Origin of the sequence: Marinifilum caeruleilacunae (assembly GCF_013141825.1) — a bacterium.
GTDB classification, from domain to species: Bacteria; Bacteroidota; Bacteroidia; order Bacteroidales; family Marinifilaceae; genus Marinifilum; species Marinifilum caeruleilacunae.
Genome location: NZ_RZNH01000009.1, coordinates 1 through 19876, shown reverse-complemented (window position 1 = coordinate 19876; position 19876 = coordinate 1). Strand labels below are relative to the sequence as shown.

The window sequence follows — 19876 nt, the reverse complement described above, 5'->3', positions numbered from 1 at the left end:
CCGTTACCTGCAAGCAAAATGAAAGACACTGCATAAAATGAGACGATTTTTAATAATAGGTTTAATAATAATTGGCGCCATCGTAATTGCAATCACAATGGGATTATTCGATAAGATTTTAGGAAAACAAAATGAGGAAGTTCAAAAAATAGAAATGAATGAAACACACAAAGAAAAATGGGATTTCTATTTTACAAATGTGGATGACAAATTAGGCTCAATTTACCTTGACTTAGGATTGAAAGATATTGCTCCAATTAAAAATCAGCCTCATGTCATGTGGATTTCGATAAAAATGAATAACCCAAGAGAAGATGGATTGTCTTCACAAGAAGAATGTTCAAATCTTTTTGATATTGAGGATAAATTGGTAGATGACTTGAAACAAAAGTTCGATTTGACATTCGTAGGTAGGTTGACGTCTGACTTCAAACGTGACTTATATTTCTATATTGGCAGTTCGAATTTATATGAAAAGACAATTTCTGAAACTATGGGCATGTTTCCTGATTATCAATTTGATTACGGAATTAAAGAAGATTCAGATTGGAGTGGGTATTTTGACTTCTTATACCCTTCACCACAGCAATATCAAAGCATGCAGAATAGACTTGTTGTTGAACAACTTGAAAAAGGTGGTGATAAATTAGAAAAAGAAAGGCAAGTTGACCATTGGATTTTTTTCAAAACGGGCTCAGATAGAGAAAGCTTTCTTGATAAGATTAAGAACGACGGATTTGGTATTGTTTTGAACGACTATGATAAATCATTTGGAGAATTCCCATATCGATTGCACATAAAGAGAGTTGATAAAGTTGATTTAAATAGCGTTGACCAATATGTCCTGTATTTGTGGAATTTAGCAAATGAGTGCAATGGAGATTATGATGGATGGGAAACATCAATTGAAAAGGAATAAATACCAGCAGGCAACAGTTTATAAAAAATATAAGTTACTCAGTGGTTTATGAATCTTTAGAGCATTTAATCGGCTCCGCCAAATCTACAATTTGAAAGGTATGAGCTTCAAAATCACCTACGTTTCTTATACTAATCGTTAGCAGCAATAACCCAAATGAATATCAAAAACACTATACTCCTAGCTTTCTTAATAATAAGTTCTTTTGTTGCTAATTGCCAGTTTATAGACAAAGAGTTCGTAGACAATTGGACAAAAGAGACCTATGATTTAGAAGAAATTAAAAGTGATACAAAGTATATTATATACGGAGAGGTTTTAGACTGGAAAGAAGATAAAAGTTTTAATACAAATAAGTTTGTAGCAACTTTATATTTAGACAAATCAATGTCAGATAATATTATTCATAACTTTCCAGTAATTATTATAGTCCATGGCAAATCTAGTAAGAAAATAACTCGGAGAAATTTTAATGAGATTCGAAAATGCTTTAGAACAAATTCAAAAAGTAATCCAGTTTTAATGATTGATGGAAAACAAATAAAACAGTCGCTTTGCAATCAAGTGATTAGATCACTGAAACCAAATAAAATTTTAAACTGCATAAATACTTCTATCCCAGTGTCAATAAAGAAGTATGGTATGTGTGGAAAAAATGGAATTGTAGTTATAAAAACGATATAAAGCTGCTAACAAAATTAAAGGACAGTGATCCCGAATGATCGGGACAGGCGCAACATGATAATGTAACAAAAACAATTAACGCAAGCGGTGCTTGATAATCAGGCGATATAAAATCGCCCTCAAAATTTAGCATAACCGTTAGGTGCAAGTGAAATTCAGAGTACATCTTTGTATTAGATGTTAATTTTAAAACAATATGAGAATCAATTATATTTCATTTCTGTCTTTATTGCTATCCTTGATTCTTATCTCTTGTATAAGAACCAATAAAATATCGACAACAGGATATCAAAATGATTTAAAGCAATTTCCAACAGATATGGTAGATTTCTTTCCAGATCCTGAATCCATTAATGGAATGTATTCAACATCAAAAAATGTCGATACTACAAGTGAATGTATTTTTTATATGTTTTTTGATTTTGAAGCAAAAGACATATTGAAATTTAAAAAATATGCACAAGACAAATCAATAGGAAGTTATCTGGCATCTGACTCTTTATTAATTACGATCAAAAGGAGAACAATAATAGACTGGGATATTTCTAAAAAGGCTTATTATGAAAATCTATTTAGAAGCGATACTCAATATTATCCAGTCCCATTCTTTGAGACTATGAGTAAGCTCGATTATATTGGGATCGATAAAGATGATATTTTTTCGAATAAAAACACTTCTGGACTTTCTAATAGTTTTGTGTTTTACATTTTAGATAGTAAATCAGGACAATTCTGGGATGGATTAAAGCCAAATGAATTTATGCCAGAGAGTTGGAAGAACGGATATTCAAAAGGGATTTGCATTAATGAGAAAGAAAATATTACAATATATTGGTTAATTATTTGGTGATACTATAATAAATAACACCAGCACCTAACAAAACCGATATGTAATGCGGGATTCAGCGGGTAATTCAACCGCAGTTCTTCGCATCAACACCGCCAATTCGTCTTTGACGATTTGGCTATAAAAACAAAAATATGAATAAACGAATTGGCTCAGTGACAACCTGACAGTGAAGTATTTCAAAGTCCCGCACTCCACATAGCCAAACCGTTGTGTGTAATATCAGGAAAATATTGTGAAATAAAACAATTGACCTTAATAAAACAGTACCCAAACATGAAAAGAATAGTAGGAATAATACTAATTGTCGTTGGAGTTTTACTCTATCTTTTTTTTAGAAATTATGATGGAAATTTTCTACCATATCCGACTCTATGGTTTTTTATTGGAATAATACTAGCAATAATTGGTTTTAAATTATTCGTGACCAGCAAATCAAAAACCGAAAAAGAAATAGAGGAATCTTATCAATCAGAAATAAAAAGGCTAAAGGAAAATGGAGATAAGATATCTGTAGAATTCAAAGATTGTGAAATTGTTTCAAGTAACTATCATGTGGAATTACCAAAAAGTAGTAATTATCGAGTACAAGCCTGGGATTCACTTTATGACAATGGTAAATCAGCAGAAAATATTGAAATAAATCAATCGCGGATTATATATAAGAATGAGAATTCTGAAGATAATAATGTTTTTATTAGCCCATTGATCAATAAAGATGAGATAACACTGAGCTTTAGGTTGAGTAACTACAAATCTACCGTAATTTATGTGGATAAACTTGATAAAGATTTATATTATTTTGACTTGGAGCTTTTAGATGAATAAATACTACACACAACAAAAGTTAAAATTCAAAGGCGGTGATCCCGAAGAATCGGGACAGGCGCAACTAGATAATGTAACAAAAACGATAAACGGTAGCGGCTTTGATAAGGAGGTAGTTTCAATCCCGATAGTTATCGGGAGCCCTCAAATTTTAGCAAGACCGTTGTACAGCAAAACTATGAGATACTTGATAACATTATTACTTGTTTTAATTTGTACTAGCTCATTTGGTGATACTTATTCATTACCAAAAGATACTTTCTACAAATCAGATAATGGTAAATTCTTGTTTAAAGTTGAACCTCGTTCCCCATTTGAGAACGAAAATGGGGAAAGCAATTATAGGAAATTCACTTATGGTACTCTTTATAAGATACAAGCAAATGACACCCTTGAAATTTGGAAAACAAAATTGATTAATAAATATGCTCCTCCCCAAGTTTTTGTCGCAAATAATGGAAGATACATCGTTACTTCAGGAGAATGGTATGGTACTACAGAATTCAATACAATCGTAATCTATAATGAATCTGGTAAAATTATAAAGAAGCATGATTTTTATGACATTGTACCTAAAGGATTAATATTTGAGAGAATATCAGTGACAAGGCTATTTTGGAAAAGAAGAATGTATTTCAAGAATAAAAATTCTTTTGTAATTGAAATAGTATCAAACGGACATGAAAAAGGAAATGCCAATTTTGAAAAACTGAAAATTGATCTGATTACTGGAAGAGTAATTAAGAATAAGAAATTAATATTAATTGCAGAGAAGAACAAAAAGAAGTACAACGAGAATGCTTGTGATTATTTCAAAATACCTCCTCCTCCGAATGGAAATATATTGGATCTAATTGATTGAACATTATCCCCGCTACCGCACGAGTCCCCCTCGTGTGGTAAAACCAACCCTCAAATAAAAAACATTTAACTAAATTTAAGCAAACGTATAACTATTACCTTTATACTGCTATATTGGGCGTGAAAACGTAACTGGTTGTGTTTATATACAAGTTGTACCACATTAAAAAAACCTGTGAACTGAATGAAATTGTTTCCAACTAAATATTTTAAAGCTGAATTAAGAAGCGATTATTCAATATCAATGGAAAATTTAATATCGAATACTGACATTACTGAATCACTAACTTCTGATTGGACAAAAAAAGCATTTCGTGGACAAGTAAATGAAAAAGGATTCAAAATAATATCATCTCGAATTGGTCTTGGAGCTATATGTATTTTGACTGGAAAATTTAACGGGAATATCGGAGAAATTGAAGTTCGTATACATAATGCTTTTAAAGTAATGTTTTCGATTTTAATGCTATTGCCAATTATTGGATTTGGAATTTCGATTCTAACAAACGGAATTGAAAATTCAATCGGAATTATTATACCAGCAGTTTTGGGAATTGCATTTGTGAGATTTGTGTTTATTGAATTAGGTTTTCAATTTATATCAATTACTGGAATTAATAAACTATCTGATATTCTTGCGATAAAGGAATTAAATAAAATATAAAAAAAAACGTGGTACAACAGAAGGTCATATCGCATGCCACGGTCTGGCTCGGCTGGATGCAAAAGTGAGAATTTGAACGACAGAACAATAAACAACTGACCTGCGGACACGGCGGCACGACGCCATACCCGCGAAACGTTGTACGCAAACTTAAAAATGGAAATCAAAAAAGACGAAAAATATTGGCAAGACTACACTGAATTCATTAATGAAGTGGAAAAACTGACTGAGTTAAGTCCAGTGGATTTGCTTTCTCGATATAAAGAATTGATTGAGGAATTGATTGAGACTGACAAGGAATATTATTTGGAATGGAAATATGAACTAGACTATGATTTGTGGACAAGACAAAAGATTCAAAAAGTCCTTGACAACAATCTGATTTCGGAAAATATTCTATTAAAAGATTTTAAAGCTCAAATCTTAGAACTGGATACAGAACTAAAAAACATCTTATAAATTCTGACCAAATTGATTGCTGGAATAATCCAAAACTTGAATTGAAATAAAAGCCTGGCTACCCACCACTACCTCACAAATCCCCTCATTTAGTAAGTCCAGCATCAAAAACCCACAACAAGCACAAAAAACTTATTATAACAAGTCTCGGAAACATGTTATAACAAGTTTTCAAAAAGTATTAGGCTTCTCGTCCATAGAGAAGCATGCTTCTTGTTGGAAAAGAAGCATGCTTCTTGTCGGAAGAGAAACATGCTTCTTCTCCGACAAGAAACTACTATGTTTATAGCAGGACTTTTTTGTACTTAAAATGGTAGGTACAAAAAAAGCAGCCACTCCCAATTGTGGCTGCTTATAAGGCAATCGGATATCTATATTTTTCTGAACTCTCGGAATGATTTCAAGATGAAATACGAATAATTTGATTGCTTGTTAGGAATGATAGATTTTCTATTTATTTAATTTTATTGGCTTATTATTTACCTGTAAATGCCCAATCCGATTTATATGCCCATCGGGAAGGACAAGCTTCTAATACTGCTCTAATTCGTTTTACCTGATCGGCAGTAATAGAATTTTTACGGCTGTATGAACACATAATATTGAAAGTGGTGAAATCAATATTTTCCACATAACTCTGCTTGTATATAGAAACTGGTATTCGTGTCTTATACACGTAAGTATCCTCACAATAATCAGTATCACCATCTACCAAATTGTTTACAAAAGTTCCGGTCATCCAATTGTAGTACTCATGATAGACCATAGGCAATAAGCCAAGATATTTTCCCATAATTGTAGAAAATTCTAGAATATCGTGTGTATAAGTAGAATTGGGATTAATAAATTCTGTCATTTCATACAGGATTCCAATTTCACTAAAATCCTGAACCTGCGACAACCCATAATTGTTAACTTGTCTGGTAATTAAGCCTGGAATTGCATAAAAACCCGGAGCAATCACATTTGGAGCCATGATAGAACTTGTAGCATCGCTAGACCATTGAGAAGAATATCCGGCAACCCAAACATTCAAGTATTTATTGGGATCCCATAATAAATAGGTATTGATATAATTAAAACAGTCTATGCCTTTTAAGTTTTCTGACAATTGAACTAAATTCTTTCCTTTTGTTTCCAATAATTTTCCGTTAGGACCATACTCTGCCAACTTAAATGTAATTTTAGCCGATGCCCCATTAGGATTGGTGGAAACTTTAAAATTGAAAACATCATTCAGTTCATTCACTTTTTCCTGTAATTTTTCAAGCGACACAGTGTAGGTAGAGCCTGAGTTAGCAGGTGGTTGCATAATGTGAAATACCAAGGGAATAACAATTTCATTATAATTCGCTTGCAGTGGCTCTCTTATTTCAATACTTAATGGCTCACTCTCTATACTTTCTGTTTTTGCATAAAAAGTATAAGTATTAGCAGCATTTTCTGGAGTTCTAAATATACCTTTATCCAACTCTTCGCCGTTTTCATCCACAATCTTTATAAAACCTTTTGGCAATTGGTCGTGGGGGATTAGAAAAGTATCCTGCTTCAACTCTTCACTATAAGTACTGTCATCTTCATTAAAAACATTATGAACCAACTCCTTGATTCCATAGGCTTGGGCTCTGAATTGCATTCTGTTGTATTCACCAGGTAGTAAAGTGCGATGATCTGAAGTCAACTTAATTATCTTCACCTCATTTTGATCCACAATGTTATCTTTTATTACGTAGTCTTCGGGTGTACAAGACACAGCTAATGTCACACTTAACAGTAATAACATATGTATTTTCCTTTTCATTATATCCATATTATTAATGTTATTAATTCCATCCCGGATTTTGTGGGATATTGTTGTACTTTAACTCCTCCTCTAGTGGAATAGGGAAAGTATACCTATAGTCATTTGCATTGATGGTATAATTCTCAAGTTGTTTTGTTTCAGAATTAATTCCTGTTCTTGTAAATTCTGCTCCTGTTCTTTTCAAATCAATCCATCTATAATCATTTTCGTAACAGAACTCTTTTCTTCTTTCATTGTAGATTTCTGTTAACAAATCTCCACCATTGTAAGAGGTATAATTTAAAATTCTAGCCCTTTTAAATTTTTCAAGAACACTTATGGCTTTCGTATTGTCTCCTAATTTGGCATTGGCTTCTGCATTAATCAAATAAGCATCAGCAACTCGAAACAAGGTCACTAAATCGAATGCTCCACCCGTAAAGCTAAAGGTCCACTTTTTAATTCCCATCTGACTGTTAAAAAAGGCTGCAATTCTAATATCCTGCCCACTGTAAAGCTGTGATAATCCAGAAGCTGGGGTAAGAGCATCTGCAGCTGTAAACCCAAAAGGCGCAAAGAAATTATTCTTAGGGTTTCTTTTCCTTCCAATAATTAAAAAGGCATGAGGATTATTGGTAGATAAACCATATTTGTTAGCTGTAAACATAGCTCTTAAATCAACTACACTATTGGCTAACTCATTATTAACAACAATTTTATTAGAATAACTTTCCGCCAGTTTAAGGTCATCATCGGAGGTAGCTCCCGAACCCGATTTGTATAAATAAACCTGTGCCAACATTAAGTTAATAATATCTTTAGAGTAAAAGGCGTTCCAACTCGTTTTACCTGTTTCATATTGAAGTGCTTCAACCAAATCTTCGGTAATTTGCTTGTAAACTTTCGTTTGTGACCACCTTTCTCCACCGATAATAACTTCAGGGTCTAAATTCAATGGAATTCCCAATTCATTGTCTTTATAAGGAGAATAAACCTGTAAAAGTTTAAAAATGAAATAGGAACGCATAACCAAGGCCTCTCCTTTTACAATTTCAAATTCATCTTTTTCAAATTCATCCAGCTCATTTAATTCTGCAATTACCGTATTCAAATAGCCTATTGATTCATATAGTCTCGACCAGTAAAGCGAAGAAAATTGTTCAGAATTCCAGTTTATCGCTCTAAAGTATTCGTTCTCATATACTCTCCCATAATAACTATTTAAGAAGGTTGATAAATCAATGTTGTCATCCAATAGGAGAAAATTAGTTTGAACTTCTTTATCAAACGGAAATTCCAAGTTTTTCTCATTATACATTATTTGTCTGGTCCAAGTATCGCCATCTTGCATCATGTAGAAATAACTCGACATCATCTCTTTAATTTCTGGTAAGGATTTTATGGCAACAACATTCTTTGGCTTTAAATCCAGGTATTTTTCGCAGGAAGTAAAAAGCACTGGAATGAGTATTATTATTATTAATCTAATCTTATTCATGATTGTTATTTTTTAGAATCCAATGTTAACACCAAGCATATATTTCTTTGCTCCTGGATAACCAAATGCCCCCATGGTTTCAGGATCTATACCTTTGTATTTGGTAAACGTGAAGAGATTGTGGACATTCAGGCTTACTCGTAATCTTGAAATTGAGAGTTTTTCACATAATTCGGGAGAAAGGTTATACCCAAGTGTAATATTGGTACACCTTAAAAAGCTACCATCCTCAATATCTGTATCGTATAAATATTTCAGACTAGAAGTTTCCCAACTGCGACTGTAAACGGCAACATCGGTAATATCTCCAGGTTTTCTCCATCTATTTAACTCTTTGGTCTGCTGATTTAACCTTGATGCGCTAAATGGTGAGCCATTGTCTGTTGTAAACGACCTGATTTTATGACCGGTCATAAATGTAAATTGAGATGATATGCTTAACCTTTTATAATTGAATGTAGTTCCAAATCCACCTGTAACAGGAGGATATCCTTCACCTAAGTATTGTAATGCATCATTGGTAAATTCGGTATTCATGTCGATTACATACTTTCCATCCTGATAAAGGTGTCCTATTGGCTTTCCTTGTAAATCTTTTTTATCAATATAGGCTAATATGTGCCCTGTTGCGGGATCGATTCCTGCTACTTTATAGCCGTACCAAGCATTTACTGCCTTTCCTTTTACAAAATAGTTGCTTGATGAATAATCTTTTGTAGTAATAGGTAAATCATCTACTGATTTGAAATAAGTATTGGTAATCCTATTCTTATTAAACGAGATATTAAATGATGTTGTCCATCGAAAATTCTTTCCATTTATATTAAGAGTTTTCAATGAAATTTCATACCCCTCATTCTTAAGACTTGCAACGTTCGCTTTAACTTTATTACGGCCAGTTGAATATGGCAACTGTTTATTATCCAACAAATCCCGAGTATCATTATTGTAATAATTAAAACTACCGTTAATCCTATTTTTATACATCGAAAAATCGATACCAATACTACGATCTTCCTTTCTTTGCCACTTAATGGATGGATTACCAGGTATAATATCTGATGGAACAGTTTCATTGTTGTAACGAAATGTTGCACCATATTGTAGTGTAGTAAAAGGATATGCGTTCCGATCTATACTACCTGTAAAACCATATGATGCCCTCAATGCCAAGACATTAACAAAAGGTAATTTCTCCATAAACTCCTCTTTGTGGATGTTCCATTTACCACTTAGATTCCACAGTGGTGTGAATCTATTTTCTGTACCAATAATATCAACCCCATCCATACGCCAACTGCCGCTTACTACATATTTTTCATCATAAGTATAGGAAGCTGTAGCAAAAAAAGAAGCACTTCTGTTTTGAAACTCTCCGGTTGATCCAAGTCTGTTCAAATCCAGATAACGCGCATCTACACCATCAAGTTCAGGAAACGTTATCAATCCATAACCAGGTGCATATTCCGGGCTGTAGTTCATAAAACGATAAGATTTCTCTGAAGAAATTTCTTGTCCAACAATCGCATTTACGAAGTGTAGATCTTTAAAAGATTTTGCATATTCAAAGTTATTTCTAATTGTATAAGAATCTGAACGACTGGTTGATTCTTGAAGTGCACCCTTATTTAAATGGTCGGGAATTTCCCTGTAATTATAAGTATTTACTAACCAGTTCTGAATTTTAGAAGTATAAGTACCGGGTACAATTTCTTTTCTGTTGTGAGAGTTGGTAGCGCTAAAGGTAGACTGTGATGAGAACATTAAACCATCAAACAATTTATATTCTAATTTTACATTCATCGAATTACTTACATATCTTGTCTTATTGGTATTGGCATTCAAATCTTCCAAAATATTAAGATCGTAAGCATATCCTTCCTTCATACGACTATAGTAATAATTATAGGTTCTATCATATGCATATGAACCATCATCATTATAAGGCTTCTCGTATGGATTTGCAAAAGTGGCATATCGCAAAGGATCGACCACCGAAGCTGATGTTCTATCCTTCCTTAAACTAGTATTTAAATCAAAATATATTCTGAGTTTTTTATTGAAATCGTGCGTTAATTTTACGCTTGCACCTAATCTGCTATACTCGTTATTAGGCATAATGCCATTCTGATCTAAATAATTCACAGATGCATAATATTGAGTTTTTTCATTCCCTCCTGATAAACTTACACTGTGGTTCTGACTTTTAGCCAATCTAAAAATTTCATCAAACCAATTTGTATTGGTGTTTCTTAACTGATTAATTTGTTTGTCTGCTTCTTCCTTGGTGATACGACCATTTTCAGCAGCCTTTAATAATCGGAACACACGGCCATATAAAGTAGCGTAGCTAAAGTCGTTATATAATGAAGTTTCATAAGCTATTTTTTGCTCAGAATTCATCATATCCAGTTTATTTTTAGGAGCTTCTTCTAATGAGAATGAAGAACGCACATTGATGTAGCTCTTTCCCGCAACACCTCTCTTTGTTTTCACTACAATTACACCATTGGCAGCTCTAGCTCCATAAATAGCGGTTGCTGCCGCATCTTTTAAAATGGTAATACTTTCAATGTCATCAGGTGAAATATTTCCAATCCCATTGGTCAAAATAGAATTTTGCAGATCAGTCCCACCAGTTGTAACCGAAGGCAAATCACCTTGAAGCGGCATACCATCAAGTATCCATATCGGGTCGGCATCTCCTGTTAAAGAGTTAACACCACGGATTCTAATTTGCGATGTGCTACCTGGTCGACCGGAAAGATTCATTGACGAAACCCCAGCTAATTGTCCACGTATTGCATCTTCAACATTGGTGATTCCTTTATTAACGATATCGGCAGCAGTAACAGTTTCAACTGAACCTGTCATCCTGCTTTTCTTTATTTCCTGATAACCTGTTACAACAACTTCACTAAGCTCACTGTGATCATTTTCCAAAACTATATCAAGAAATTTCCTATTCTTAATGTTTAATTCTTGTGTAGTCATCCCCACAAAAGAGAAAATCAATGTTTGATTTCCATTCATTACTTTCATGCTAAAGTGTCCATTCAAATCCGTTGAAACACCAATATTTGTCCCCTTCACCACAACCGAAACCCCCGGCAAAGGCATCCCATCGGTATCGGTCACTTTCCCCTTTACCTTTATGGTATTTTCTTGTTCTGTGCTTTTTGGGGGTTTGGCTTTGGGGGTAACCAACACATAATCGTCTTGTACCTGGTATTGTAGCTGTGCCTGTTTGCAAATTTCATCCAATGCTTCTTCCAAATTCGCATTTTTCAAATTCAAATTTAAAAGCGGAGCATGTTTCAGGCTCTCTTCCTTGTACATGAAATAAGTGCCGGTCTGCTTCTTCAGCTCCTTAAAAGCTTCTTGCACCAATATTTCGCCCGATTTTAAATTCACCTGCTGTCCCAGCATTACACTTGCCGACAAGTGAAAGCTACACAGCAGAAGCAAAAACACGCTTACTTTCGTAACACGCAGAATTTTCCGGATGGGTATGGTCAAACCCACCCTTTTTCCAAGTTTTTTCATAATTTTAGATTGAGGTTAATAGATACCATTGCGCCAACAATGGTGTTAACTATCACGAACAGGAAGTAGGTCGATACTTCCTGTTTTATTTTTTGCCAACAACAACACATCCATCCCTTATGGCGAAATGTACATCTGCCACTTTGCCAATTAGCTGCAAGGCATATTCAAAAGAATTCTCACGCTCAATGGCCCCTGTAAAGCGAATGCTTTTGTAAGCTTCCTTTTCGAAAAAGAATTTCACATTGTACCATCGGCTCAGCTGTGCCATAATGTATTGCAGTTCGGTATTTTCAAACTCGTAAACGCCATGTATCCACGAAGTATACAAGTCTGTGTCGACCTGCTTTACTGCAATTTCCTCTTTGCCCCTGTAAATTTTCGATTGCTCTCCCCGCTTTAGCAATGCACTTCTGCCCAGATTATCGACCTGCACACTCCCTTTTACCAGGGTGGTGGCAATAAATTCCTGGTCGCGGTAGGCACTCACATTAAACTGGGTACCCAACACCTTAACTTTAGAGTCGTAAGCATGCACCACAAAAGGTGCTTTGCTATGGTGAGCAATTTGGAAAAAGGCTTCACCTTTGAGGTAAACTTCTCTTTTGTTTGGGTCAAATTGGGTTGGGAATTTCAATTCGGAGTCTGCATTCAGAATCACCAGGCTACCATCGCCCAGGCTCAACTGGTATTCGCCTCCTTTGGGCACAAACACCTTGTTGTATAGTAAGGCGGTTTTGTTTGCATCGGTATTCTGTGTATAGCGAATGCTATTCGTTGAATCTTTGTAGATTTTGGTACCATCTGCTTCGGCCAGTTCCAATTGCTGCTTCTCTTGCAAATTCACCACCGAGCCATCGGCCATTTGCAGCATGGCTTCTTCTCCTTCTACATCTACCAGTTCTTCGAAATTGTATTGGGCGGTATAATCTACTCGTTTTAGGCTGTCATCAATTAAAAAATAGCCTACCAAGGCAAAAATTACTATGGCTGCTGCATAAGGGAGCCAATGTTCTGGTTTCCTTTTGGCAAGCTGTAGTATTTTTACTTTTCGGGTTCGGGCACTGATTTTCTGCCAGGCAGCCTCTTGGTTCAGCTGCTTTAGAAATGCTTCCGATCGACCTTCCTGGTAAATTTTATGGTACCTGGCAAACTGCTTTTTACCTTCAGGATCTTTTAGGATCTGAATCAATTCTTCCTGCGCTTCTACCCCAAGTTCCCCCTTGCAGTATTGGCTTAACAAATTGATAATGTGTTCCTCGCTGATATTCATTTTTTACATGCTTTATTCGCTATTAAGTGTGTATTCTCATTAATAGGAATCTGAATAAAGCGTATGGGTGACAAATCTTTATCAAAAAAATGACTTAGACCTTATTGACTTGCTCATAGCTCATACACACACGCCTTCAGCCGAACTGTGTAAAAGATTCTAATAAGTTTCTGATTTTTTCGATTGGCTTTCTGCCCCTGGTCTGTAAGCGAACTGTACAATTAGCTGAGTAAAATGGCGATAATTACTCCCAATGATGAGCGGAGCTTTTTCAAGGCTCTTGAGAAATGTGTTTTTACAGTATTGAGCGAGATGTTGAGCTCTTGTGCCACCATATCGTAAGGGTAATTGCTAAAGATAATCAGTTCGAAAACCTTACGGCTTTGGCTGGGCAGCTTTTCAATTTCCTTGTAAATGCCCTGCTTTCTAATTTCAAAAGCTTCCTTGTCGAAATCGGCCTCTTCGTCGGGCAAATCGAATTCATCGTTTAAGCTTTCAATGCAAAAACGATTCTCCTTTTTCATTTTGCTAAGGGCATTGTTCCGAACCGAAGTAAAGAGGTAAGATTTTAGAGAGCCTGTAAGATTGTTCACTCTTTTCTTTTCCCAAAAGCCAACAAAAATATCCTGAACCAGGTCTTCCACTTCATCGAAATCGTCGATATACTTTAGGGCAAATACACACAAAGGGGTATAGTACAAATCGAACATTTCGCGCAGTCCCGATTCCTTTCCCCCTTTTAGTTTTTGAATGATATTTTGCTCCTGTATTTTCATACGCATTCGGTTTCTCTTTAGCGATCGCTAATTTTAAGAGAATGATAGGTGACAGGCAAGCGATATCGACAAACAGGTATTGAGCATCGACAAAGCCATACTGAGCATCGACTTATGAAATTTGGGAGTTGAAAAATGGAGAGTTTTTTAATGAACAATTAGCAATTAATAATTAGTAATAAACCATTAAAAACCCAGGAGAAGATTTACTAAAATAAATTATATTTATTGTACATTACATACCAAATACGGATGTATTGTGCAATGCACCTTATAAGATAAATAAATACAACATTGTGTTTATGCGTACGTTAGCGAGCATATATGAAACGACTAATTAAAATATTGACAATAATACTTCTGCCCTTGTCTGGATATGCAACTGGACAGGTGGGTGATATTTTAATTTATAAAGGTGATACATTGAAACTATTTGCTAATCCGTTGGAAGAGTACTTTGAGAAAAAACAGAAGAGAACGATTAATGAATACGAACTTAAATGGACAAGTACAGCCTGTTATCGTGGTTATCAAGCAACATGGGAATTAACTAATGATAGTCTGTTTCTTGTTAGAATTCAAAAAGGTTGTTACAGTAAAAATCCCGAATATTTTAACTTGAAAGAAGAATTTGGTACAGAGAGAGTCTTTGCCCATTGGTTTACAGGAAACACATTAGCACCTAAGGGTAAGTTAATTCAATACTTTCATAGTGGATATGATTCTTTGTATGAAAAGGAGCTTACTTTTTCATTCACTAGTGGAATTTTAACGGAACAAATAGAATATGACAACTCTAAATCTTATAAGTCAGTTTTTACTGAAAATCAAGACAGCCTTAGAAATTTCATTTATACAAACATTAACTGGAACCTAGTACCTAATTTAGAAAATAAAAAAGCGAGAGTATTTATATCAATAAAATCAGGTGAAAAATTGAAACCAGATAGTATTGTCATCTTGAGAGGTTTGAAAAACGAACTACTAAATCAAGAGGCGTTAAGAGTCGTTAATTTGATCCCAGAATGGGATGTATATTACCGACATGGTAAAGTTTATAGAATGGGATGGACAATACCAATAGTATTTAGTGAAGAAAATAGAAAGAAATACGCTCGCTAACAAAAGTTAAAATTAAAGGGCGGTGACGCTTAAATAGATAATGCAATAAAAACAATAAACGCAATGCGGTTTTGATAAGGAGGCAGTTTTAAATCGCCCTCAAATTTTAGCAAGACCGTTGGGAGCAATCTAATACAAACTAAATAAAACACATACAATGACTAAATATCTAATGATAACAATTTTAGTTCTTATTCAAGCAACTGGGTTTAGTCAAACTATGGGTGACATTGTATTTCCTAATAAGTCAGTTATAAAAAAAGCTAAGTCCGAAGCTGAAAATTTCATGCAGACTGTTCAAGATAGTCTTGATCTTTCAAAGAGACAGATTAGAATAAGAAATTTCGAACTTACTCCCTGTGATGAAATCTTTGAGAAACTAAATAAAGGGCTTGAACAACCAGCAGATTCTATTATAAAAGAAAATATTGGAAAAGGAATCTATTCTTTCCAATACAAAACTAATAGTAAAGGTTCTCACCATCTTATTAGTTTTTTCTTTGATTCAAATGGTGAAATAATTAATACAGAGATTGTCTGGTATTTAGTATATTGATAAAATAAACTGAGAAAGCTCCAACAAAAGTTAAAATTTAAGGGCTGCAACGCTCAACCAGATAATGTAACTAAAACAATAAACATAAACAGTTTTGATTAGGTGGTAGTTGTAAATCGCCCTCCAATTTTAGCAAGACCGTTAGGTGTTAAGCTAAAAAAGACAAAAGATGATGAAACTAACATTAATACTTTCAATTTTTATCTTTTTAACTTCTGCTGTTCACGGACAAACAAGAGCCATAAAAGGTACTGTAATATGTGAACATTTAGAATTGCTTCCTGGCGTTTCAATTTATAGTATAGACACTGTAGAAATAGGTAGAACCTATTTACATGGAGAATTTAATATTTCTATTCCAGAAGAAACTGATCAATTGATGTTTTGGTTAGTAGGTCTGGAACCAATGACTATAAAATTTGCTGACAATTGTGAAAAGTTAGAAATAATAATGATGTATGGTGTACATTATGATTTTATTTCACTCAGAAAAGCGGATAGACTCAGAAAAAAAAGGTTCGATAAACTTCCTGAAATTCGTAAAAAAGCGTTTGAGCAAGGAATATTCAAATCTGATTCTATAAACTATAGTCAAGAATTTGTTTACTATAGAGACAATTAGGTAGAAAACTTGAATACTCAACACCTAACAAAAGTTAAAATTAATGAGCGGTGACGCTCAACCAGATAAAGTAACTAAAACAATAAACGAAAGCGGTACTTGATAAGACGGCGGTTGTACATCGCCCTCAAATTTTAGCAAAACCGTTGTGTTTAATTAAATGAAGAAACTACTCATTATGTTAACCATTTTATTTGTGCAGAAAGCAACTGCACAAATCGAAGTAGAACTTTTTTTCTACGACACTTGTGCAGATACAATTGCTCAGGTACAATTTGACTTGTTTGATATTGAAAAAAACAAAACCTTCTATTCTAAAAATAATAAGGTAATAGTTGACACAATAGGCAAATATTTGGTTGGTGGATATCTTACTCCGGGCGATTTAAGTTATTATTTTACATCTATTCTTCATATTAAAAAAAAAGACAAGCTTATTGATACTTTAAATGTTTCGACAATTAGGTTTGTTACAGAAAGAGCTTTGCATTCATCTTTCTGGAATTACTATAAATGTGATAAACCTTGCGAAGGTTATGAAACTGACTATTATTCAAATGGTGCAAAAAGAGTGGAAGGTTATTTTAATTCAGGTAAACCAGATTACATTAGTCAATACAGAGAAGATGGTACTTTAGAAACAAAAACATTCTATCTGAAAGGTATGAACCTTCAGAGGAGAGTTGAATATTATGACCAAGCTGGTGAGTTGTTTGAATATGAAACTTGGGATAATCGTGAAAGAAAAACAATAATAAAAACATACGATAGCAACGGTAAATTTTTGAACAAAGAAATAATACGCTAATAACTAAACACAACAAAAGTTAAAATTTAAGGGCGGTGATCCCGAAGGATCGGGACAGGCGCAACTTGATGATGTAGCAAAAAAAATAAGCGCCATACGATTTTGATAAGGCGGTAGTTTTAATCTCGATAGCTATCTGGAGCTCTTAAATATTAGCATAAGCGTTGTGACCCATAAAAATGAGAGAACTAGCATACATATGGATATTATTGATTTTGATTCTTTGTGGATGTAAAGAGAATCGAATAGAAATTCCATTGAATGCAGAGTTTATAGAAAAAGAATCAATGTATATATTTCAAATTGACAATGATTCTCTGACCTTTACCCCATTGATAAAATCAATTGATAAAAATAAATTCAAATATAAATTTCATGATGACACCTTAAAGGTATATGATTTTAAAGGATGGGATGAGACAAGTCTATTTGTTAAATTCATGAATAAGGACTCAATAAAACTTATAGATACCAGATCAGATTCCATACCAGTCTTTAAACGGGAATATGTACTCTATAATCGAAATCAATTATATGATTCGACATTATTTTTAAAAAGCATAACATTCAAAAAAAGCATTGTTGAAGGAGGGTATCCTGAGGAAGCATTCACTATTAATGATGATCTTGACTTCTATGTTAGAAAAGATTTGGGTGTTGTTGAAACCTCTTCTGGTACATATAGTCACAAAATGACTGATTATAAAGGTAAAGTTGCGGAAAGCACTTTTAAATATGTTCAAGATATGGTTAGATTGCTTGATTTTGAATTCATTGATAAAAAATTTGGTAATTTTTCAACTGCTCATGTTTATTGGAATGTTGAGATTGAATTTAAAAATGGAGAGAAGTATAAAAAAGGTGGTATTGATATAACAGATAATTTAGGACAAATTTGGGCATACAATTTTTATCGAATTCCAAAATTAATTGAATTGACAGAATTAAAGGTGATTGATGGAATAGGTTGGATGAAGAATGAATAACGGGGCACAACAATGTATATACAAAATAGGCATGATAGTAGTAAATTAAAGTGTTATAACCCGCTTTAAAATTGTAACGGTTTGAAAAGTATGAAGCATACAATCACCTACTTTGCATATACTCACCGTTAGGTGTAATGACAATGAAGCAATACAATCTCATATTTTTAAGAAATGACAAGATGCTTTTAAGCAGAAAGCAATTCTCTGACTGGAGAGAAATCCAAGACGAGTATGAAGAGTATATGGCATCTCTTGATTTCGAATCGCTAAAAGATATTGAGGAATATATCAAGATGGACTACAAATTGACTTCTAAAAAAGTAAAGTATGAAGTGAACAAATTAACTAACTCATCTAATGATACAATTGAAATAGAAATATGAATCAAAACTTTGAATTTTTCAAAACAACGATGCCCGAGACTAGAAAGGCTGACTATTATTTAGGCTGTCTTGATAGTTGCGTGTTCCTGGATTTTAACGTATCAACTGACAATCGTATTTCTTTAGCACGAATATCTTTTGATGGTTATGGATGCTGTACTCTGGATGAAAAAGCAGAATTTCTTGACAGAAAAGAATCATCATTATTCATTGAAGAAATGAACAAAGAAAATCTGAATCAAGAAACTATTTCAACATTGGTAAAAAAAGTAATTAGAATAAACAAAGAACATATTTGGAATGATGCTATTGAAGAATATGGGCTAATAGAAAAAGAATAAAATACCTCCGCTGCCGCACGAATCCTCTAGCGTGGTAAAACGACCCCCTCCTATTTAAACCAGTTCTTAATTTTTGGCACATTGGCTTCTGTGATTAAATAATATGTAAATTTAGTTGGCCTAGATTTTAGGAAGCTATTATGCGATGATAAAAAAGGATTAATAAATATGAAAAAAACCAATCATTGTGAATTATGCGATTTGCAGGCTTTCGACTTTAAAAGTGGAATAATATGCGGTTTAACTAAGCAGAAGCCTTCATTTCAAAAACAATGCTCAAATATTAGCCTTGAACAGAAATTGGCAGAGAAACTGGTTGAAATCAATTTGGAGTGTGAAGATTTAAAACATGTAAAAAGGCAATCAATTTTAAATTTAGTTTTCTATCTAATAATCGGAATTGCTGTGATTTACCTCTCCTACTTTATCGGAACAATTTTACCCGAAGCCATTATTTTTCATACCATAACAATCATCATTTTTGTTGCAGGACTGGTGCTTCTTGGGAAAGGGATTGGAGGGATAAATTTCTATAACCAAAGGTATAAAGTACTATCGCCAAAGAAGGAAGTTTTAGATCAATTAACACGCATATACAATATCGACTATGAGTTTAAATCACAAATCACTACAGACTTGATGGATGTAAAAAGAACGAATTTCGAATTGTTTATTGGAGGTAAATCCTTTGTAACGAAACACGTGATTGATTAAAAGAAGGAATGGTTTTCTTCTAATATGGAAACATGCCTACAAATTTTATCAATAATGATGTTTTGCATTAAACCAGCACCACTGAAGAATTATGCGGAAACAATTAAATAATCATATGAAATTCTACCTTATTGTTCTAACAGTCTTATTTATTAGTTGTAGTACACAAAACAAAGATGTCATTTCTGAAATTAAGGCTCCAC

20 protein-coding genes are annotated in these 19876 nt (G+C 33.8%); 15 read left to right on the top strand and 5 right to left on the bottom strand.

Annotated features, from left to right (window positions below):
- The first annotated feature begins 37 nt into the window (after positions 1 to 37).
- The 7 genes from ELS83_RS07360 (at position 38) to ELS83_RS07330 (ending at position 5262) form a co-directional block, all read left to right on the top strand.
- Positions 38 to 919, top strand: coding sequence for a DUF695 domain-containing protein (locus tag ELS83_RS07360; RefSeq protein ID WP_171594894.1), 882 nt, complete (start codon positions 38 to 40; stop codon positions 917 to 919).
- A 156-nt stretch (positions 920 to 1075) separates the two neighbouring features.
- Positions 1076 to 1603, top strand: a complete 528-nt coding sequence (locus ELS83_RS07355) for a hypothetical protein (protein WP_171594893.1) — start codon at positions 1076 to 1078, stop codon at positions 1601 to 1603.
- A 196-nt stretch (positions 1604 to 1799) separates the two neighbouring features.
- Entirely contained in the window at positions 1800 to 2453 is a 654-nt protein-coding gene (locus ELS83_RS07350; RefSeq protein WP_171594892.1) for a hypothetical protein, read from the top strand.
- Positions 2454 to 2726: 273 nt separating this feature from the next.
- On the top strand, positions 2727 to 3278 hold the full coding sequence (locus ELS83_RS07345) for a hypothetical protein (protein WP_171594891.1): 552 nt from the start codon (positions 2727 to 2729) through the stop codon (positions 3276 to 3278).
- Positions 3271 to 4140, top strand: coding sequence for a hypothetical protein (locus ELS83_RS07340; RefSeq protein WP_171594890.1), 870 nt, complete (start codon positions 3271 to 3273; stop codon positions 4138 to 4140). The genes ELS83_RS07345 and ELS83_RS07340 overlap by 8 nt, the downstream gene beginning before the upstream one ends.
- Positions 4141 to 4323: 183 nt before the next feature.
- Positions 4324 to 4803: a hypothetical protein gene (locus tag ELS83_RS07335; protein ID WP_171594889.1), complete on the top strand. Its 480-nt coding sequence runs from the start codon at positions 4324 to 4326 to the stop codon at positions 4801 to 4803.
- Between the two features lie 156 nt (positions 4804 to 4959).
- Complete coding sequence (locus ELS83_RS07330) at positions 4960 to 5262, top strand: hypothetical protein (RefSeq protein WP_171594888.1); 303 nt, start codon at positions 4960 to 4962, stop codon at positions 5260 to 5262.
- Between the two features lie 475 nt (positions 5263 to 5737).
- Here ELS83_RS07330 and ELS83_RS07325 read toward each other — a convergent pair whose 3' ends face one another.
- The 5 genes from ELS83_RS07325 to ELS83_RS07305 form a co-directional block, all read right to left on the bottom strand.
- Positions 5738 to 7063, bottom strand: a complete 1326-nt coding sequence (locus ELS83_RS07325) for a zinc metalloprotease (protein ID WP_171594887.1) — start codon at positions 7061 to 7063, stop codon at positions 5738 to 5740.
- A 22-nt stretch (positions 7064 to 7085) separates the two neighbouring features.
- Positions 7086 to 8543: a RagB/SusD family nutrient uptake outer membrane protein gene (locus ELS83_RS07320; RefSeq protein ID WP_171594886.1), complete on the bottom strand. Its 1458-nt coding sequence runs from the start codon at positions 8541 to 8543 to the stop codon at positions 7086 to 7088.
- A gap of 12 nt (positions 8544 to 8555) precedes the next feature.
- Positions 8556 to 12089, bottom strand: coding sequence for a SusC/RagA family TonB-linked outer membrane protein (locus ELS83_RS07315; RefSeq protein ID WP_171594885.1), 3534 nt, complete (start codon positions 12087 to 12089; stop codon positions 8556 to 8558).
- 85 nt (positions 12090 to 12174) lie between these two features.
- Positions 12175 to 13362 (bottom strand): FecR family protein, encoded by a 1188-nt coding sequence (locus ELS83_RS07310; protein WP_171594884.1) that lies wholly within the window; start codon positions 13360 to 13362, stop codon positions 12175 to 12177.
- A gap of 221 nt (positions 13363 to 13583) precedes the next feature.
- Positions 13584 to 14144 carry an RNA polymerase sigma-70 factor gene (locus tag ELS83_RS07305; protein WP_171594883.1) on the bottom strand — a complete coding sequence of 187 codons (561 nt, stop codon included), beginning with the start codon at positions 14142 to 14144 and terminating at the stop codon, positions 13584 to 13586.
- A 318-nt stretch (positions 14145 to 14462) separates the two neighbouring features.
- Here ELS83_RS07305 and ELS83_RS07300 point away from each other — a divergent pair, with 318 nt between their 5' ends.
- The 8 genes from ELS83_RS07300 to ELS83_RS07265 all read left to right on the top strand — a co-directional run bounded on the left by ELS83_RS07300 (position 14463) and on the right by ELS83_RS07265 (position 19673).
- A complete protein-coding gene (locus ELS83_RS07300) occupies positions 14463 to 15260 on the top strand; it encodes a hypothetical protein (RefSeq protein WP_171594882.1) in 798 nt (265 codons plus the stop codon).
- A 157-nt stretch (positions 15261 to 15417) separates the two neighbouring features.
- On the top strand, positions 15418 to 15816 hold the full coding sequence (locus ELS83_RS07295) for a hypothetical protein (RefSeq protein ID WP_171594881.1): 399 nt from the start codon (positions 15418 to 15420) through the stop codon (positions 15814 to 15816).
- 169 nt (positions 15817 to 15985) lie between these two features.
- A complete protein-coding gene (locus tag ELS83_RS07290) occupies positions 15986 to 16438 on the top strand; it encodes a hypothetical protein (protein WP_171594880.1) in 453 nt (150 codons plus the stop codon).
- A 160-nt stretch (positions 16439 to 16598) separates the two neighbouring features.
- Positions 16599 to 17246, top strand: coding sequence for a toxin-antitoxin system YwqK family antitoxin (locus tag ELS83_RS07285; protein ID WP_171594879.1), 648 nt, complete (start codon positions 16599 to 16601; stop codon positions 17244 to 17246).
- A gap of 179 nt (positions 17247 to 17425) precedes the next feature.
- The gene (locus ELS83_RS07280; RefSeq protein ID WP_171594878.1) at positions 17426 to 18232 is read left to right on the top strand and encodes a hypothetical protein; all 807 of its coding nucleotides are present in this window, start codon (positions 17426 to 17428) and stop codon (positions 18230 to 18232) included.
- 143 nt (positions 18233 to 18375) lie between these two features.
- The gene (locus tag ELS83_RS07275) at positions 18376 to 18618 is read left to right on the top strand and encodes a hypothetical protein (RefSeq protein ID WP_171594877.1); all 243 of its coding nucleotides are present in this window, start codon (positions 18376 to 18378) and stop codon (positions 18616 to 18618) included.
- Positions 18615 to 18959 carry a hypothetical protein gene (locus ELS83_RS07270; RefSeq protein WP_171594876.1) on the top strand — a complete coding sequence of 115 codons (345 nt, stop codon included), beginning with the start codon at positions 18615 to 18617 and terminating at the stop codon, positions 18957 to 18959. Before ELS83_RS07275 ends, ELS83_RS07270 begins: the two co-directional genes overlap by 4 nt.
- A gap of 168 nt (positions 18960 to 19127) precedes the next feature.
- Positions 19128 to 19673, top strand: coding sequence for a hypothetical protein (locus ELS83_RS07265; RefSeq protein WP_171594875.1), 546 nt, complete (start codon positions 19128 to 19130; stop codon positions 19671 to 19673).
- Positions 19674 to 19876: the final 203 nt, after the last annotated feature.

Bases quoted from the DNA above. Each gene is read 5' to 3' on its own strand.
- ELS83_RS07360 (WP_171594894.1), top strand. From the start codon at position 38: ATGAGACGATTTTTAATAATAGGTTTAATAATAATTGGCGCCATCGTA.
- ELS83_RS07355 (WP_171594893.1), top strand. From the start codon at position 1,076: ATGAATATCAAAAACACTATACTCCTAGCTTTCTTAATAATAAGTTCT.
- ELS83_RS07350 (WP_171594892.1), top strand. From the start codon at position 1,800: ATGAGAATCAATTATATTTCATTTCTGTCTTTATTGCTATCCTTGATT.
- ELS83_RS07345 (WP_171594891.1), top strand. From the start codon at position 2,727: ATGAAAAGAATAGTAGGAATAATACTAATTGTCGTTGGAGTTTTACTC.
- ELS83_RS07340 (WP_171594890.1), top strand. From the start codon at position 3,271: ATGAATAAATACTACACACAACAAAAGTTAAAATTCAAAGGCGGTGAT.
- ELS83_RS07335 (WP_171594889.1), top strand. From the start codon at position 4,324: ATGAAATTGTTTCCAACTAAATATTTTAAAGCTGAATTAAGAAGCGAT.
- ELS83_RS07330 (WP_171594888.1), top strand. From the start codon at position 4,960: ATGGAAATCAAAAAAGACGAAAAATATTGGCAAGACTACACTGAATTC.
- ELS83_RS07325 (WP_171594887.1), bottom strand. From the start codon at position 7,063: ATGAAAAGGAAAATACATATGTTATTACTGTTAAGTGTGACATTAGCT.
- ELS83_RS07320 (WP_171594886.1), bottom strand. From the start codon at position 8,543: ATGAATAAGATTAGATTAATAATAATAATACTCATTCCAGTGCTTTTT.
- ELS83_RS07315 (WP_171594885.1), bottom strand. From the start codon at position 12,089: ATGAAAAAACTTGGAAAAAGGGTGGGTTTGACCATACCCATCCGGAAA.
- ELS83_RS07310 (WP_171594884.1), bottom strand. From the start codon at position 13,362: ATGAATATCAGCGAGGAACACATTATCAATTTGTTAAGCCAATACTGC.
- ELS83_RS07305 (WP_171594883.1), bottom strand. From the start codon at position 14,144: ATGCGTATGAAAATACAGGAGCAAAATATCATTCAAAAACTAAAAGGG.
- ELS83_RS07300 (WP_171594882.1), top strand. From the start codon at position 14,463: ATGAAACGACTAATTAAAATATTGACAATAATACTTCTGCCCTTGTCT.
- ELS83_RS07295 (WP_171594881.1), top strand. From the start codon at position 15,418: ATGACTAAATATCTAATGATAACAATTTTAGTTCTTATTCAAGCAACT.
- ELS83_RS07290 (WP_171594880.1), top strand. From the start codon at position 15,986: ATGATGAAACTAACATTAATACTTTCAATTTTTATCTTTTTAACTTCT.
- ELS83_RS07285 (WP_171594879.1), top strand. From the start codon at position 16,599: ATGAAGAAACTACTCATTATGTTAACCATTTTATTTGTGCAGAAAGCA.
- ELS83_RS07280 (WP_171594878.1), top strand. From the start codon at position 17,426: ATGAGAGAACTAGCATACATATGGATATTATTGATTTTGATTCTTTGT.
- ELS83_RS07275 (WP_171594877.1), top strand. From the start codon at position 18,376: ATGAAGCAATACAATCTCATATTTTTAAGAAATGACAAGATGCTTTTA.
- ELS83_RS07270 (WP_171594876.1), top strand. From the start codon at position 18,615: ATGAATCAAAACTTTGAATTTTTCAAAACAACGATGCCCGAGACTAGA.
- ELS83_RS07265 (WP_171594875.1), top strand. From the start codon at position 19,128: ATGAAAAAAACCAATCATTGTGAATTATGCGATTTGCAGGCTTTCGAC.